At 53.0% G+C, this 16,329-nt stretch carries 13 protein-coding genes; 6 read left to right on the top strand and 7 right to left on the bottom strand.

Going from position 1 to position 16,329, the window contains the following annotated elements; translation table 11 throughout:
- Nucleotides 1-63 precede the first annotated feature (63 nt).
- Nucleotides 64-798, bottom strand: a complete 735-nt coding sequence (locus IB196_RS15210) for a GntR family transcriptional regulator (RefSeq protein ID WP_005123711.1) — start codon at nucleotides 796-798, stop codon at nucleotides 64-66.
- A gap of 202 nt (nucleotides 799-1,000) precedes the next feature.
- Here IB196_RS15210 and IB196_RS15205 point away from each other — a divergent pair, with 202 nt between their 5' ends.
- From IB196_RS15205 to IB196_RS15185, 5 genes are all read left to right on the top strand, one after another.
- On the top strand, nucleotides 1,001-2,353 hold the full coding sequence (locus IB196_RS15205) for an adenylosuccinate lyase family protein (protein WP_005123710.1): 1,353 nt from the start codon (nucleotides 1,001-1,003) through the stop codon (nucleotides 2,351-2,353).
- A 33-nt stretch (nucleotides 2,354-2,386) separates the two neighbouring features.
- Nucleotides 2,387-3,808, top strand: a complete 1,422-nt coding sequence (locus IB196_RS15200; RefSeq protein WP_005123709.1) for a DASS family sodium-coupled anion symporter — start codon at nucleotides 2,387-2,389, stop codon at nucleotides 3,806-3,808.
- 154 nt (nucleotides 3,809-3,962) lie between these two features.
- Nucleotides 3,963-6,113, top strand: coding sequence for an ATP-dependent DNA helicase DinG (dinG, locus tag IB196_RS15195; protein ID WP_005123708.1), 2,151 nt, complete (start codon nucleotides 3,963-3,965; stop codon nucleotides 6,111-6,113).
- Between the two features lie 29 nt (nucleotides 6,114-6,142).
- Entirely contained in the window at nucleotides 6,143-7,111 is a 969-nt protein-coding gene (gene ybiB / locus IB196_RS15190; RefSeq protein WP_188231817.1) for a DNA-binding protein YbiB, read from the top strand.
- Between the two features lie 162 nt (nucleotides 7,112-7,273).
- Nucleotides 7,274-8,359 (top strand): malate/lactate/ureidoglycolate dehydrogenase, encoded by a 1,086-nt coding sequence (locus tag IB196_RS15185; protein ID WP_155020846.1) that lies wholly within the window; start codon nucleotides 7,274-7,276, stop codon nucleotides 8,357-8,359.
- 97 nt (nucleotides 8,360-8,456) lie between these two features.
- Here IB196_RS15185 and ybiJ read toward each other — a convergent pair whose 3' ends face one another.
- The 5 genes from ybiJ to mcbA form a co-directional block, all read right to left on the bottom strand.
- Complete coding sequence (ybiJ, locus tag IB196_RS15180; RefSeq protein WP_005123702.1) at nucleotides 8,457-8,717, bottom strand: DUF1471 family protein YbiJ; 261 nt, start codon at nucleotides 8,715-8,717, stop codon at nucleotides 8,457-8,459.
- Between the two features lie 301 nt (nucleotides 8,718-9,018).
- Complete coding sequence (locus IB196_RS15175) at nucleotides 9,019-9,285, bottom strand: DksA/TraR family C4-type zinc finger protein (protein WP_188231818.1); 267 nt, start codon at nucleotides 9,283-9,285, stop codon at nucleotides 9,019-9,021.
- Nucleotides 9,286-9,360: 75 nt separating this feature from the next.
- Nucleotides 9,361-10,038, bottom strand: a complete 678-nt coding sequence (ybiX, locus tag IB196_RS15170; protein WP_188231819.1) for a PKHD-type hydroxylase YbiX — start codon at nucleotides 10,036-10,038, stop codon at nucleotides 9,361-9,363.
- A gap of 43 nt (nucleotides 10,039-10,081) precedes the next feature.
- Nucleotides 10,082-12,367, bottom strand: a complete 2,286-nt coding sequence (locus tag IB196_RS15165; protein ID WP_149692122.1) for a catecholate siderophore receptor Fiu — start codon at nucleotides 12,365-12,367, stop codon at nucleotides 10,082-10,084.
- A 290-nt stretch (nucleotides 12,368-12,657) separates the two neighbouring features.
- Entirely contained in the window at nucleotides 12,658-12,918 is a 261-nt protein-coding gene (gene mcbA, locus IB196_RS15160) for a DUF1471 family periplasmic protein McbA (protein ID WP_040230433.1), read from the bottom strand.
- Nucleotides 12,919-13,118: 200 nt separating this feature from the next.
- On the opposite strand from mcbA, the gene rlmF reads away from it, so the two are divergent.
- Nucleotides 13,119-14,045, top strand: coding sequence for a 23S rRNA (adenine(1618)-N(6))-methyltransferase RlmF (gene rlmF, locus IB196_RS15155; RefSeq protein WP_005123691.1), 927 nt, complete (start codon nucleotides 13,119-13,121; stop codon nucleotides 14,043-14,045).
- Here rlmF and ybiO read toward each other — a convergent pair.
- On the bottom strand, nucleotides 14,042-16,279 hold the full coding sequence (ybiO, locus tag IB196_RS15150) for a mechanosensitive channel protein (protein WP_188231820.1): 2,238 nt from the start codon (nucleotides 16,277-16,279) through the stop codon (nucleotides 14,042-14,044). The genes rlmF and ybiO overlap by 4 nt on opposite strands.
- Nucleotides 16,280-16,329 lie beyond the last annotated feature (50 nt).

Raw genomic sequence — 16,329 nt, 5'->3', positions numbered from 1 at the left:
CTTGCTGTCTGGCAGTATAAACACGCTATCCGGTCTACACAGGGTGTAGGCCGGACAGCTCAATCACTCCCCCGAACTTTGCGATTTCAGCACGATCGAGCAGGTATATCGTCCTGCCGGGTGAATCGAAATCGTTGTCTCAAATACTTTCCCGTCCCTGTCCAGATAACGACGCACAATTCTCATTGCTGGCGAATCAGGCGCTACGTTAAGGATCTTTGCCACCTTTTTGGGCACACCGACAGCCGTAATAGTCTGATGCACCTCATGGCTTTTGATGCCGTAATGCGTTTCGATCAAATCGCTGATTAATGAGTGTGGATCGTCACGGATGTAGGTGCGCAGCTTGGCGTAATCCGTGCTGGCATAGCTGTCCGTCCAGCAGATTGGCGCGTCGGGGTTTTGCGCATCTTCGCGAGTGCTGGCAATGTGCAGCCAGCGGGAACCTGGCGGGCAGCCAATCATCTGGGACAACTCGATGTCTGCCACAATCTCATCGATTTTCTTGATGACGCGCAGATTGTTTTTGGCCAGCAGCAACAGATCCTCAAGATGCGATAGCGGGTGATTGACACCGTTAGTCTTAGGTTCGCAAACGCGAGTTCCCGCGCCTTTACGCCGTGAAATCAGCCCCTGTTCTGTTAATTCCCTTAACGCCTCACGCATGGTGTGGCGGCTGACCTGCCATGTTTCGCACAGTTCCATTTCCGTTGGAAACAGCGACCCGGGGGCAAAGGTCCCCACCGAAATTTGCTGCGCCAGTTCACGTGCTATTCGCTTGTACAGAGATTCTTTCATCGCGGTTTCATCAAAATATTAGTGATCTTTATCACGAAAATTTGTACGGACTATTCCCTACATTTCTTATGAATACTATAAATGTCCGTACATTCAAATGTACGGACATTTTATTATGTCTGGACATTGTGGCGGTGTTTGAATATCTAACAAACCACCGTAAACACGCATCTTATCACTATCAGATTTTCCAGGGGGATTTATGGCTTCGAATGTACTTGATTCTGTTCTGTTCAGGGATTCTTTCGGCACACCAGCGATGCGCGCGGTGTTTGACGATCGCGAGCTGGTACGCAAATACGTGGAAGTGGAAGTGGCATTAGCCAAAGCCCAGGCACGCTGCGGTGTGATACCCGAGGCTGCGGCGCAGGAAATTGCTGAAAAATGTAATGCCGATACGCTCGATTTTGATTTATTACGCCATGAAACCGAAATCGTGGGTTATCCGATCCTACCGCTGGTGCACCAGATTTCTAAACAGGCTGGCGAGTCCGGCGGCTATGTGCACTGGGGCGCAACCACGCAGGACATCATGGACACCGCGGTAGTTCTGCAAATTCGTGATGCATTCGCGTTAATTGAAACCGATATGGACAAGCTTCGTGCGACGCTGGCCGATCTCTCACGCCGTTACCGTGATACGCCGATGGCCGGGAGAACCCATTTGCAGCAGGCTCTGCCCGTAACCTTTGGTTATAAAACAGCCATCTGGCTGGATATGTTTGAACGTCACGCGGAACGTCTGACTCAGGCGCGTCCTCGTGTATTGGTCGGCGAATTTGCGGGTGCAGCCGGTACGCTGGCATCGCTGGGGGATAAAGGGCTGGCGGTACAAAAAGCGATGATGGAAGAACTTGGGCTGAATGTCCCTACGTCCACATGGCATGTTGCGCGTGATGGTTTTGCCGAAGCGGTGAATCTGTTAGCGGTGATTACCGGGTCGCTGGGCAAGATTGCCTACGACGTAATGCTGCTGGCAGCAAACGAGTTTGGTGAGTTGTATGAGCCGTTTGTTAAAGGGCGCGGCGCCAGCAGTACTATGCCGCAGAAACGCAACCCTATTTCCAGCGAGTTAATGCTGGCCTGTGCCAAAGGCGTTCGCCAACAGGCAGGGCTGATGCTTGATGCAATGGTGCAGGATCTGGAGCGTGCAACCGGGCCGTGGCATGCCGAATGGATTGCTATCCCGGAAAGTTTCGTCCTCAGCGCCGGGGCATTGCATCAGGCTAACTTTATGCTGGCGGGGCTGGTGGTTGATGAAGCGGCGATGAAACGTAACCTCGGCATGACCAACGGACTGATTGTGGCTGAAGCGGTCATGATGGGACTGGCGCCGTATATCGGTCGTCAGGATGCGCATGACGTCGTGTACGACGCCTGTCGTATCGTCAATGAACAAGGGGGACGACTGGCGGATGTGCTGAATGCGATGCCATCTGTCTCGGAACGACTTGACCCGCAGTTGATTGAAGAACTGACCGACCCGGCAAATTACCTTGGAATGGCGCCAGCAATGGTGGATCAGGTATTAGCGAGATATATGTCGCGGAAATGAACGCTCTTGGGCTAACGGAATAAGGATATTTTTATGTCAACAAATTCTGTCGCGGGAAAATCCATTCTGTCGTTCCTGATACCGCTGGCGATAGGCGCGATCGTTTGGTTTTATCCCGTACCTGATGGTCTGACGCCTCAGGCCTGGCATATGTTCGCGATATTTGCCGCGACCATTGCCGCGATCCTTACCCAGCCGCTCCCTTCGGGGGCGGTGATGTTGATTGCACTTTGCGTGGTCATTTTTACCAAAACCTTGCCAGAGGCAAAAGCATTGTCAGGTTTTGCATCCGGTACGGTATGGCTCATTTTCTGTGCCTACGTCTTGTCTCTTGGTTTTGTAACCTCGGGATTGGGGAAACGTATTGCGTATAAAATGTTATCGCTCTTTGGTGGCAGTAGCCTGGGTATCGCTTACTCACTGGGGGTTTCCGATCTGATTATGGCCCCGGCGATGCCATCCGTAACCGCGCGTTCCGGGGGGATTATTTTCCCTATCACTCGTTCCATCAATGATGTATTGGGTTCCGCACCAGGGGCAACGGGCAAGCGTATCGGCGATTTCTTAACCATGGTGTGCTTCCAGTTTACGCCGATTACCGGGGCAATATTTCTCACCGGGATGGCGGCGAATCCGCTGGTAGCGAGTCTGGCGAAATCGTCATTAGGAATAGAGATAACCTGGGGTGGATGGTTTATTTCCGCAGTGGTCCCTGCGATGGTCTGTTTCTGCCTGATGCCGCTACTGGTCTATAAATTATTGGATCCCGAGCTTAAGCGTACGCCGGAGGCGAAAGCGATGGGCAAACAGGCCCTCGGTGAGCTCGGTTCGATGAGCAGCAACGAGAAAAAGGTCGCGTTTGGTTTTGTGCTGGCGCTGGTTGGCTGGGGTACCAGCTTGATTACGGGATTGTCTGCCACATCTGTCGGGCTGGGATTAGCTGCGTATCTGTTTGCCTCGGGCGCTGTTAGCTGGAAAAGTTTGCTTAATGACCATGCGGCCTGGGATACGGTGATCTGGTTTAGCGTCATTATTAGTCTGGCGACAGGGCTTGCCGATCTGGGCTTTATTAAATGGATGACCATAAAATTAGGCAGCGGTATTCAGGGTTTTGGCGCGATCGAATCGTTTATTGTGTTGGGGATCCTTTACATTTACGTCCATTATCTCTTCGCTACGGCGACCGGGCATGTCGCTGCACTGTATGCCCCTTTCGCGGCCACGGCGATCGCAGCAGGCGCGCCGCCGATGATGGTGGCTATTTGCTTCGGTATCTTTAGTAACCTGATGTGGGGGAATACCGAGTACGGTGGTGGACCTGGCCCCATTTATTTTGCCCAGGGTTATTTTGAACGTCCGCGCTTTTACAAAATCAACCTCTGCGTGGTGACGGCGAATGTGATTATCATTTTTGTCGTGGGCATGCTGTGGTGGAAGCTGTTGGGATACTATTAAGCGTTAGCGAATTATTGGCCGGACAGGACCCGAACAGCCGTCCGGCCAGGAAAAATGAATTGCGAAGCGCTTTCCAGAATGGGGGAAAAAGGTACATCCAGGGACTGAAATGTGCCACAATAGTGGCTGTTTATACAGTATTTCAGGTTTTCTCATGGCACTAACGGCCGCGTTAAAAGCGCAAATCGCCGCCTGGTATAAGGCGCTTCAGGAACAGATCCCCGACTTTATCCCCCGTGCGCCGCAGCGGCAGATGATTGCTGACGTTGCGAAAACGCTGGCAGGTGAAGAAGGGCGGCATCTGGCGATTGAAGCGCCGACCGGGGTGGGGAAAACCCTGTCGTACCTGATCCCCGGTATTGCCATTGCGCGTGAAGAACAAAAAACGCTGGTGGTCAGTACCGCCAACGTTGCTTTGCAGGATCAGATCTACAGCAAAGACCTGCCGTTGCTGCGTAAAATTATCCCCGATCTGCGTTTTACCGCCGCGTTTGGTCGTGGTCGCTATGTCTGCCCGCGTAATTTAGCGGCGCTGGCCAGTACCGAACCCAATCAGCAGGATCTGCTGGCCTTTCTCGACGATGACCTGACGCCCAACAACCAGGAAGAACAAAAGCGCTGCGCCAGGCTAAAAGGCGATCTCGATAGCTACAAGTGGGACGGGCTGCGCGATCACACGGGTATCGCCATTGATGACGGACTCTGGCAGCGTCTGAGCACCGATAAAGCGAGCTGTCTGAACCGCAACTGCCACTACTATCGTGAATGTCCTTTTTTTGTCGCCCGCCGCGAGATTCAGGAAGCCGAAGTGGTGGTAGCCAATCACGCGTTGGTGATGGCGGCTATGGAAAGCGAAGCTGTTTTGCCAGAGCCGAAAAACCTGCTGCTGGTCCTTGATGAAGGCCATCATTTGCCGGATGTTGCCCGCGATGCGCTGGAGATGAGTGCAGAAATCAGCGCCCCCTGGTATCGGCTCCAACTGGATCTGTTTTGCAAATTAGTCGCGACCTGCATGGAGCAGTTCCGCCCGAAAACCACGCCGCCACTGGCGAACGCCGAGCGGTTGAACGGTCACTGTGAAGAGCTATATGAGCTGATTGCCTCACTTAATAACATCCTCAATCTCTATATGCCCGCTACCCAGGAAGCGGAACACCGCTTTGCAATGGGAGAACTGCCTGGTGAAGTGATGGAGATCTGCCAGCGACTGGCGAAACTGACGGAAATGCTGCGCGGTCTGGCGGAATTGTTTCTCAACGATCTCAGCGAAAAAACCGGCACCCACGATATTGTGCGTCTGCATCGGGTTATTTTACAGATGAACCGGGCGCTGGGCATGTTTGAGGCGCAAAGCAAATTGTGGCGTTTGGCATCGCTCGCGCAGTCATCAGGCGCGCCGGTGAGTAAATGGGCGACGCGTGAGGTGCGTGACGGACAGATCCACGTCTGGTTTCACTGCGTGGGGATCCGCGTGAGCGATCAGCTCGAACGCCTGCTGTGGCGCAGCGTGCCGCATATTATTGTCACTTCTGCCACGCTGCGTTCTCTCAATAGCTTCTCGCGTCTTCAGGAAATGAGCGGGCTGAAAGAAAAGGCCGGAGACCGCTTTGTCGCGCTGGATTCACCGTTTAACCACGTTGAGCAGGGCAAAATCGTTATTCCGCAGATGCGCTACGAACCGTTAATTGAGCACGAAGAGCAGCATATCGCGGAAATGGCCGCCTATTTCCGCGAACAACTGGAAAGTAAAAAGCATCAGGGCATGCTGGTACTGTTTGCCAGCGGTCGGGCGATGCAGCGTTTTCTTGAGCACGTTACCGATCTGCGCCTGCTGTTGCTGGTACAGGGCGACCAGCCGCGCTATCGTCTGGTGGAGTTACACCGAAAACGGGTAGAAAACGGCGAACGCAGCGTGCTGGTTGGGCTGCAGTCTTTTGCTGAAGGTCTGGATTTGAAAGGCGAGCTGCTGAGCCAGGTGCATATTCACAAAATTGCGTTTCCGCCTATCGACAGTCCGGTAGTGGTCACTGAGGGGGAGTGGCTGAAAAGCCTGAACCGCTACCCTTTTGAGGTGCAAAGCTTACCGGCAGCATCGTTCAATTTGATCCAGCAGGTTGGGCGACTCATTCGTAGCCATGGCTGCTGGGGTGAAGTCGTGATCTACGATAAGCGGTTGTTGACCAAAAACTATGGCAAGCGTTTACTGAATGCGTTACCCATTTTTCCGATAGAGCAACCTGCTGTGCCAGACGTTATAGTAAAACCAAAAGAAAAAACGAAACCTACGCGCCGCCGTCGGCGTTAACGATGCGAGCAACAGGAAAGGAGTTATCGATGGATTACCGCAAAATCATCAAAGAGATTGGGCGAGGTAAAAATCACGCGCGTGACCTGGACCAGGATACTGCTCGCGGACTGTATACCCATATGCTGAATGGCGATGTCCCTGACCTTGAGATGGGCGGCGTGCTGATTGCGTTGCGCATTAAAGGAGAGGGAGAAGCGGAGATGCTGGGCTTTTATGAAGCGATGCAAAACCACACCATTCGCCTGACGCCGCCAGTTGCCAAACCCATGCCCATTGTTATCCCCAGTTACAATGGCGCGCGCAAGCAGGCGAATTTGACGCCGCTATTGGCGATTTTACTGCATAAGCTGGGATTCCCGGTGGTGGTGCATGGCGTCAGCGAGGATCCTACCCGCGTGCTGACAGAAACCATTTTTGAACTGATGGGGATTGCGCCGACGCTGCATGCCGGGCAGGCACAGGCAAAACTGGATGGTCATCAGCCGGTGTTTATCCCGGTAAGCGCGCTGTGCCCTCCGCTGGAAAAACAGCTGGCGATGCGCTGGCGCATGGGCGTGCGTAACAGTGCCCACACGCTGGCTAAATTAGCCACGCCGTTTGCAGAAGATGCGGCGCTGCGTCTTTCCAGCGTTTCCCACCCGGAATACGTCTCGCGTGTGGCGAAGTTCTTCGGCGATATCGGTGGGCGCGGCCTGTTGATGCACGGTACCGAGGGCGAAGTGTATGCCAACCCGCAGCGCTGCCCGCAGATAAGCCTGATAGATTCGTCCGGCGTGCGAGTGCTACAGGACCGACAGAGCGAGATGCCTGACGAGCCGGTACCGCTGCCGGTGGCAAAAGACCCGGAAACCACCGCACGCTGGATTGAGCGTTGTCTGGCTGGCAGTGAGCCGGTTCCGGCATCGCTGAAAATCCAGATGGCCTGCTGCCTGGTGGCAACCGGTGAATCCGCGACGCTGGATGAAGGACTTGCTCGCGTCGAGCAAAGTTTCTAATCCATTTGTTGTTCCGGCGGGCCATTTACCAGGCCTGTCGGTTCTCTCTTTTCATCAACGTGAAATTTCTGCACGTTTATTGACCTCCTGAGCGCCGTGGCGCAGCATAGTTTGTTGAATAATAAGAAACACAATCAACACGCGACACAACAGGAGATAACAATGAACAGTGGACATCGCTTCCATGTGCCAACGCTGCACGCCTTTATCCAGGCCGTGTTTCACCAGATGGGAAGCAATAAACAGGAAGCGCAGTTGGTGGCCGATCATCTGATTGCCTCTAACCTCGCCGGTCATGACTCCCACGGCATCGGCATGATCCCAAGCTATATTCGCTCATTCTCGCAGGGACATCTGCAGATCAATCGTCATGCCAAAGTGGTTAAAGATGCGGGGGCGGTGATTACGCTTGATGGCGATAGTGCCTTTGGCCAAGTGGCGGCGCACGAAGCAATCACGCTGGGGATTGAAAAAGCGCGCCAGCACGGTATCGCCGCCGTGGCATTACATAATTCGCATCATATCGGACGTATTGGCTACTGGGCGGAGCAATGTGCGGCGGCAGGTTTTGTCTCAGTGCATTTTGTGAGTGTGGTCGGGATCCCGATGGTCGCACCGTTTCATGGCCGCGATAGTCGTTTTGGCACCAACCCCTTCTGTGTTGTTTTTCCGCGTAAAAATACCTTCCCGCTATTGCTCGACTATGCAACCAGTGCCATCGCGTTTGGCAAAACCCGGGTGGCATGGCACAAGGGGGAGCCGGTGGCTCCGGGATGCCTGATTGATACAAACGGGATGCCCACAACCGATCCTGCCGTGATGCAGGTCTCTCCGCTGGGGTCGTTGCTCACGTTTGCCCAACACAAAGGTTATGCGCTGGCCGCGATGTGCGAAATTATGGGTGGTGCGCTTTCAGGGGGTAAAACCACGCATGAAGAGAGCCTGCAGACCAGCCCGGACGCCATCATTAACTGTATGACCACAATTATTATGAATCCGGAACTGTTTGGCGCGCCGGACTGTGACAACCAGGTTGCGGCATTTGCTGAATGGGTGAAAGCGTCCCCGCATGCTGAAGATGCCCCGATCCTGTTGCCAGGGGAGTGGGAAGTGAATACTCGCGAGGAACGGCTGGAAAAAGGTATTCCGCTGGATACCGGAAGCTGGCAGGCGATTTGCGAGGCGGCCCTGCAAATAGGCATGCCGGACGCCGTGTTGCAGGAATTCCGTCAACGGCTGGAATACTAAGCAAAAAAAAGCCCGTCCAGTGGCGGACGGGCAAACAAAGGGTAACAAACAGGGTCAATGAGGGTTGGAGCATTGGGTCGTACAGGTAATCTTTCGGTTATTTATAGATAACCGCGGTGCCGCTCATTTTGTCTTTACCGACAGCGGAAGTGATGCTGTAACCAGATGCACCAGCAGCAGCCGCTTTCTCAGCCAGTTTGGCTTCCAGGCCATCCAGCGTGGTGGCGCCATCAGCAGAAACTACACCAATCTTATTCATGCTTTGTGCCTGAGTGGAGGAAACCGGCTCGGCAGCGAAAACGCCAAATGACAGGGTAGACAGGGCGATAGCAGCAACAGCAAATTTAATGTTTTTCATGATTTTTCTCTCGCAGGTTTATTCGGTTAGTCGATGTTCTGTTAAGAAGACGTTGTTCCGTCGATGTGATAAGTATCACGTTTTTTTGGGTGAGAGAAAATCGAATAGAATTGACGACATCAATCAAAAAAATTGAATGACAAATAACTTATTGAATATTAATAAATTCAGACGAAGGATTTACAGTTCTTGTCACTACGCTTTACAGAGAAACCAACAACGGCACATTTTGCCACACAGAGTGCGAAAAAGCGTGCTCGTAAAGGAAATCGTATGCGCTGAAACTTTTGGTAAAGATGAGTCAACGTAGCTGGCTATCTTTCGAACCTCTGCGATTATATCCTGAAAATGTAGAACTATGTGAATCTTTATCCTGCTGGCATGCGACACACAAGCGTACGCCAGGTACTGCCTCACGCCTGGCCTGTGGGATAGGATTGCCGCATTCTTCACATTCATACAGACTTTCCCCCGTCGGTAACTCACCGCGGGCGCGGGCAACAGCATCTTCAATAGTATTGTTGATCTGTTCGTTAACTGCGTCGTCATTTGCCCATCCGGATGCCATATGTACCTCCTGCTGATGTCTACAGAATAAGTATAGCGAATGTGATGGGCGAAAAACGACCACGCATCAGCGGTATCAGATTTCAGACCATTCGCGCAGCAGGTTATGGTAGAGATTGAGTAATGACAGGATCTCGCTACTTTCCCCATGACGTGCCTTCAGGGACTGAATGTTTTTATCCAGTTCAAAAAGCATGGCGCGATTATTATCGTCACGGATCATCGACTGGATCCACATAAAGGATGCCACACGAACCCCACGGGTTACCGGCGTAACGCAGTGCAAGCTGCTGGAAGGGTAAAGCACCAGATCGCCTGCCGGAAGTTTCACCGCATGCTGGCCGTAGGTGTCATTGACCAGCAGCTCTCCTCCCGCATAATCGTCGGGATTACTGAGGAATAAGGTGGCGGAAAGGTCTGTGCGCATCCAGCCGTTTTCCGGATGACTACGTACCGCGCCGTCAACGTGAAAACCGTAGGTTTCGTGGTCCTGGTAGCGATTAAACAGCGGTGTGGAGAGCGTTTTCGGTAATGCTGCGGCGAAGAGAAGCGGGCTGTTATTCACCGCGGTTTGTACCGCCTGTTGCAAAATGCCGTAACGCTCACTTTGCGTATCCACCTGCTGGTTGTTTTTTACCTGTGCGCCCTGAGCGCCGGTGGTTGCGCGGCCATCAACCCAGTCGGCAGCGTCCAGTTGTTCGCGAAACCAGGCAACATCCTGCGCCGACAGAACGCCGGGAATGTGGTACATCATCAGTGTTTCTCCTGAAAGTGGGGCTTACGCCCCACGAGATGGATCAGAAATGCATATTGGCGGTGAGCAGGAAGGTTCTTGGCTCGCCCGGATGGTAACGGTATCCGCTCTTGTTAATGGAGGATACATAATCGGTGTCGAACAGGTTATAGACGTTCAGCTGGAAATCGAGATTGCGATTCACACGATAACCCAGCTTGGCGTCGGCGACCCAGTAACCTTCAGTATAAGATGGCGTACCCACGGCGCCGTCCGAACCGCGATGCATACTGCCCACGTAGCGTGCGCCCGCACCAACGGAAATATCATCGGTAGCCTGATACTGGCTCCACAGCGTGAACGCATGTTCCGGCGTATAGGGCAGGGAAGAAGAACCATCCTGAGCAACGTTTTTGCCGCTGTGGATCGTGGCGCGTTGCTGGGTGTATCCCCCAATAACCTGCCATGCGGGGGTAATGTTGCCTGCTACAGAGAGTTCGTAGCCTTCAACGCGTTTCTCCCCGTACTGAGAATATGTTCCGTCGTCGTTCTGCTCTACTTCATTTTCAATATCCGTACGGAAAATCGCGGCGGTTAACAGCAGGCGCTTATCCAGCACCTCCCATTTGGTGCCGATCTCGCTGGTTTTCGCTTTTTGCGGTTTGAAGTCGGTACGGTTTGCGCTGTTACCGGTTCCGCCCTGCGCAAGGGCAAAGTTACTGCCGCCCGGCGGTTGCTGAGAAACGGCATAGTTAATGTAGACATTGCCGTTATCGGTCAGGTGATACAGCGCGCCTGCTTTCCAGTTCACCAGATTGCCTGATTTGGCAGTATCCACGGTCGTAACCGGAGAACCTTTGGCGACGCCTGTCGGACATGCAACTGCACCACGGCCAGAAGCGCCGCAAGCGGTGGCGCTGTCATATTCAGTGCGGTAATTGTCGAGGCGAATACCACCGTTCAGCTCAAACTCACGGGTAATTTGTAACGTATCAAAAGCGTATACGCCAAACGTGTCGGTTTGCCCGTTAGCGTTGGCGCCGTTACGCGATAATCCGCCGATATTCACGTCGCTGTTGGGGTGATAAATATTAACCGGCGGCGGGGTGATCGGGGCTACGCCATAGTTGGTTTGTGTTTCGCGCGTCAGCTCCACACCGGTACTGATGTCGTGACCGATGGACCCGGTATAAAATTTTGAGGTCAGGTTGGTCTGGTTGGTCAGGATTTTGTTACTGACGTCTTTGGTATTTGCCAGGCGTGACCATGTCCAGGTGTCGACGCTGCTGGTGGGTTGCGTAATGTTAGACGCACCGCCCATCACCGCCGTCATCAGATAATCCTGTTTAATACGAGACCAGCGGGTGGTGTTGCGAATCGTGGTGCTGTCGTTCAGATCATGTTCAAAACGCATTGTCGCGGTATCGGTCGTCGAATCGTCGTAATCCGAGTTGGTGCCGTAGAAGTTATGCGTATCCACTTTTCCTGAATGATTCAGTGCAGACGTCCCTGCGGAAGGCGCGGAATATCCCGGCAGGCCGATGGTGGGAATGCCTCCATCCGGTGTGTTGTGTTGAGTAACGTGCAGATAGTTCAGATACAGTCGGTTCTCAGTGCCTAAGCCAAAAGCGAGAGAGGGGGCCACGCCGTAACGTTCATTCTTCACGTTGTCGCGACCGGCATCATGTGTTTTTTCGCCCATCAGGTTTAAACGTGCTGCGGTGGTGTCACCGATGGCCTGATTAATGTCCAGCGTGCCGCGGCGGAACCAGGCGCTGCCGACGCTGGCCGACGCATCGATCCCGGAGTCGGTGCGCGGCTGTTTGCTGATCATATTGATGGAGCCCGTCGGCGCGCTACGCCCATAGTCGGTGCCGGAAGGGCCTTTGATCACTTCGACCTGTTCGGTATTGAAGGTATCGCGCGTGACGCTGCCGATATCACGAACACCGTCGATATAAATACTGTTCGAGGTATCTGCACCACGCATATAAACCGCATCACCGGTGGTGGAGTTGCCGTTTTCACCGGCGAAAAACGCGCCAACGCCCGGTACGTTTTTCAGCGCATCGGTCAGATTTGTTGCGCCTTGATCCTTAATCACTTGCTCAGAAATCACCGTCATGGTGCGGGTGGTATCCGCCACAGGGCGGGAGAATTTAGGGTCGGCAGACTGCGTAGGCGCATACAGCGAAGGTTTAGCCGCTTCAACGACCAACGTATCTTCTTGTTTTTTATCCTGATCGCCTGCTGCGACAGCCTGGGCTAGCGGAGACAGGCCAATGCACAGACCAGCAAAAAAAGTCAGTGAATGAAAACTACTGGACGGCAAGTTGCGATTTTTATCCATGTTAATAAGTGACTTATTATTTTTGAGTAGAAGGTTTCATTCACGCGAAGGGACATCTCTGTGGATGTTGTACCCTGCAGGTCTCGCGAAAATGAATGTGTAATTGATAATGATTTTGATAATCATTGCTAATCAGTGAGACGTTTTAGCATTCATTACTTCAAAAATAAATACATTTATTTACATTGGATTCAAAATTCCAACATGGCGGTTACAGTTCACGCAGGGGATATCAGAAAGAAAGGACAGCAAACTGCATTCAGGGCGAATGCAGTTGAGCTGAGGGAGAGTTACTTATAGATAGTTGCTGTACCGTACATCTGATTTTTACCGCCAGCGGAATTAACCACAAAACCTTTCGCGCCTTGCTCTTTTGCTTTTTCTGCCAGCTTACCTTCGAGGTCATCCAGGCTTGATGCTCCGCCCACGGAAATCGTACCGGAGGCTTGTAGTGGACCGGTGGCAGGACTGGTATTGGGCTGTGCAGCAAAAGTCGCAAATGTCATGCCGGTAAGTACGGTAGCGGCAAGGAATGTGAGGCATTTCTTCATGATGATATCCTCTGAGAAACAACAGATCGTGCCTGATAAGTTTAGGCCGTCATTGCAGGGCATTTGCCGCAAAAAATCGACCAACAACAGGCTGTTTTTTGAACGATAGAATTCGCATAAAAAATGAAATTTCCCTGCTGTGTATGTTTACCCCGTGGCGTTATGCGGGTATCTTACGCCGCTGTTAAAAGGAGAATGCTATGCCCCCCCAGAAACCGGGATTACATCCACGCAACCGCCACAATGGCCGTTATGATCTTGCGACGTTATGCCAGGTTACCCCAGAGCTGACGCAATTTCTCACCCTCACGCCAGGCGGCGAGCAGAGTGTTGATTTCGCGAATCCGCAGGCAGTTAAGGCGCTCAATAAAGCACTGCTGGCGCATTATTATGCGGTGGCAAACTGGGATATCCCGGAAGGTTTCCTGTGTCCGCCGGTTCCGGGTCGTGCGGACTACATTCACCATCTGGCCGACCTGTTGGGTGAAACTACCGGAACCATTCCGGCAAATGCGAGCATCCTGGACATAGGCGTAGGGGCAAACTGTATTTACCCGCTGATTGGCGTGCATGAATATGGCTGGCGTTTTACCGGCAGCGAAACCAGTAGCGAAGCGTTTAGCAGCGCTCAGGCAATTATCAATGGCAACCCTGGCTTAACCCGGGCGATTCGTTTGCGTCGTCAGAAAGATGCTTCGGCTATCTTCAATGGCATCATTCACAAAAATGAGCAGTATGAAGCTACATTGTGTAATCCGCCATTCCATGATTCTGCTGCCTCTGCCCGTGCCGGAAGCGAGCGCAAACGCCGCAATCTGGGGCAAGACAAAGATGATGCGCTGAACTTTGGCGGCCAGCAGCAGGAGCTGTGGTGTGAAGGTGGTGAAGTGGCGTTCATCAAAAAAATGATCGCCGAAAGCCAGGCCTTTGGTCGCCAGGTAATGTGGTTCACCACGCTGGTTTCGCGTGGCGAGAATTTGCCTCCGCTGTATCACGCGTTAACGGACGCGGGCGCGGTGAAAGTGGTGAAGAAAGAGATGGCCCAGGGACAAAAGCAGAGCCGCTTTATTGCCTGGACCTTTATGGATAACGATCAGCGTCGCCGTTTTATGGCGCGTCAACGCTAAAGCGTGGGCTCGGTTGGCGGCAGCGGTTCGCTTGCCGCAGGCGTTGGGCCATTCACCGGTGCAGGCAAGACCTGATATGTCTGTACCGGCGCGCGTATGTTCGCCAGATCGAAATATTTCTTCACCTGACTGTCGAGCGCAAAACGTACCGTCCACTGCTTCAGCGGCAGGGTGGTAAATGAGACCCGCAAGGTGAATGCCGTATTGGTTAATCCCACAATCCCGGCGAATGACGGCTCGCCAATGATAAGCCCACGAATATCATCCTTTTCCATCACCGCAGCGACTGCATCCTTCAGCGCCTGATTGGCTTTATCCGCATCTTCATGACGGTCTACATCGTAATTGGCGACGACCGATCCAATTCCACGCACAAAGTTGGCGAAGGTCGTTATCGAGGACCACGGGATGATGTGGTATGCCCCGGTGTCCTGACGCACGCCCACAGAGCGGATGGACATGCGTTCTACCGTGCCGGTTAACGGACCGATAGTGACCAGATCCCCGGTGTTCATCCCATTTTCGAACTGAATAAAGATCCCGGTAATAATATCTTTTACCAGCGTTTGCGAGCCGAAAGAGATCGCCAGCCCCAGCGCCCCGGCACCAGCCAGTAAAGGGGCGATATTGACGCCAATCTCTGACAGCACAATCATAATGGTGATCGTGCTGATGATCACCGCCAGCGCGTTGCGAAATAGCGTCAACAGCGTACGAGTCCGTGCACTGGGCAGCGGGCGACCATGAATATCGGAAGCCAGACGATTTTCAATCAGGCTGGCGAGAATCGTCCAGCCGATGGCGGAGAAGAATAAAATTAGCGCAATACGGATCAGGATATCGACCGTTTTTTCGCCTGCGCCGTAATGCAGCCAGTTCCAGAAGTCGAACAGCCCCCAGGCGTTGAGTAGCAACATAACGGCGACACACACGGTCAGGATCCTGGCCACGCTTAACGCCGTCGACAGCCAGCCATTCAACCTCTTTTGTAGTTCCGGATAGTTGCGCTGGGTATGCGGTGAAAGGGTGATGGTTTTGGCTATCCAGCGGGAAAGCATGCCCGAAACAAAGGCGGCGATCCCGACGATCACCAGGCTGCGCAGCGTAGCGCCCATCATGAATTTCAGGCTGTTGCCGGGATCAAACAGCGAGAAGAAAAACAGCACAATGAAGTAGGCGCTGGCCAGCCAATGCCATACCAACGCAAAAGCGCGAATAAACAGACTGAAAAAAGCGAGGGACCTTTCCGCCAGATTCAGCAAATGCTGCGTTATCTCTTTCTTGTTTCTGAAAATCAGGTACAGCGCCCATAGCGTGATACACAGCATGATGATGACGTTTGCCATCGCACCGACCTGCACATTGACCTGATTCGAAATAATCGGCACGGCAACGATAAGCCCGTAGCCAATCAGGCTGCTCAGTGAACTCAAACGGCGATTCCAGTAGCGCGCGCCAGCATCCTGAATATTAAATGGCCGCAGCTCTGTCACTGCCGGGCAAAAAATCAGGCGCAAAATGGCCTTAAAAAATTCAATCAGTGCGAAGGCATTGAGAAACAAGCTTTGCTGAAAGGCAATCGTGCGGCTGCCGGCATTCATTTTATCGCTCAGTATTTGCCCGACAAACAATGTCAGCGCCAGCAGCAGTAAATCGATAACGAATGCGCCAACGATCATCGCCGGAAGCTGGAGCCAGTTGCTGCGCTCGCGGTTTTTGCGTCGTGCCCATTGCCCCATTTTGCGATACAGCGGCAGCGCACACAGGCGAACCAGCCAGAAAAAACCGAACACTGACACCGCCAGCATTAAAAAATGCGTCAGGGCATTGGTGAACGTTTGCGAGTTAAAGCTCTTGTGCGGGGCATCGGTAATATTGCGATAAAGCTGGGCAAAGCGGCTGGAGAGGGCTTCACCGTAGTGGCGGGTGACATCCGTGACGTTTTCCAGCACCGTTTTTTCTTCCGTTAACGTGGGCGGGACAATGGTCGGTACCGGCTCGGCAGGAGGGGCAGTGGCCACTTTGCGTAACTGACCGATCAGCTCCCGACGCGAGGCGTCATTTTCCAGCACATCGGCCAGTGCGCCGTAAGCCGCTTTTTTCTGTTCAATATCCGGTTCTTTTGCCGGTGTGGCTTGTGCGTTGGTTGACGTTGGCGTGGTGATGCCAGGAATCGTCACCGCCTGGGTCGGAAGACTCAACAGACAAACAATGATGAACAGGATCCCGCGCATGACTCCTCCCATGAGAAAATAAATTCAAAAGGATAAGTATAGATGTCAGG

Source organism: Citrobacter sp. C6_1, assembly GCF_014596835.2.
Lineage (GTDB): Bacteria > Pseudomonadota > Gammaproteobacteria > Enterobacterales > Enterobacteriaceae > Citrobacter > Citrobacter pasteurii.
The sequence above is the reverse complement of the archived record's forward strand: the minus strand, read 5'-3'. Positions and strand labels throughout refer to the sequence as shown.

Excerpts from the sequence above, each read along its gene's own strand:
- IB196_RS15210 (WP_005123711.1), bottom strand. The coding sequence starts at position 798 with ATGAAAGAATCTCTGTACAAGCGAATAGCACGTGAACTGGCGCAGCAA.
- IB196_RS15205 (WP_005123710.1), top strand. The coding sequence starts at position 1,001 with ATGGCTTCGAATGTACTTGATTCTGTTCTGTTCAGGGATTCTTTCGGC.
- IB196_RS15200 (WP_005123709.1), top strand. The coding sequence starts at position 2,387 with ATGTCAACAAATTCTGTCGCGGGAAAATCCATTCTGTCGTTCCTGATA.
- dinG (WP_005123708.1), top strand. The coding sequence starts at position 3,963 with ATGGCACTAACGGCCGCGTTAAAAGCGCAAATCGCCGCCTGGTATAAG.
- ybiB (WP_188231817.1), top strand. The coding sequence starts at position 6,143 with ATGGATTACCGCAAAATCATCAAAGAGATTGGGCGAGGTAAAAATCAC.
- IB196_RS15185 (WP_155020846.1), top strand. The coding sequence starts at position 7,274 with ATGAACAGTGGACATCGCTTCCATGTGCCAACGCTGCACGCCTTTATC.
- ybiJ (WP_005123702.1), bottom strand. The coding sequence starts at position 8,717 with ATGAAAAACATTAAATTTGCTGTTGCTGCTATCGCCCTGTCTACCCTG.
- IB196_RS15175 (WP_188231818.1), bottom strand. The coding sequence starts at position 9,285 with ATGGCATCCGGATGGGCAAATGACGACGCAGTTAACGAACAGATCAAC.
- ybiX (WP_188231819.1), bottom strand. The coding sequence starts at position 10,038 with ATGATGTACCACATTCCCGGCGTTCTGTCGGCGCAGGATGTTGCCTGG.
- IB196_RS15165 (WP_149692122.1), bottom strand. The coding sequence starts at position 12,367 with ATGGATAAAAATCGCAACTTGCCGTCCAGTAGTTTTCATTCACTGACT.
- mcbA (WP_040230433.1), bottom strand. The coding sequence starts at position 12,918 with ATGAAGAAATGCCTCACATTCCTTGCCGCTACCGTACTTACCGGCATG.
- rlmF (WP_005123691.1), top strand. The coding sequence starts at position 13,119 with ATGCCCCCCCAGAAACCGGGATTACATCCACGCAACCGCCACAATGGC.
- ybiO (WP_188231820.1), bottom strand. The coding sequence starts at position 16,279 with ATGCGCGGGATCCTGTTCATCATTGTTTGTCTGTTGAGTCTTCCGACC.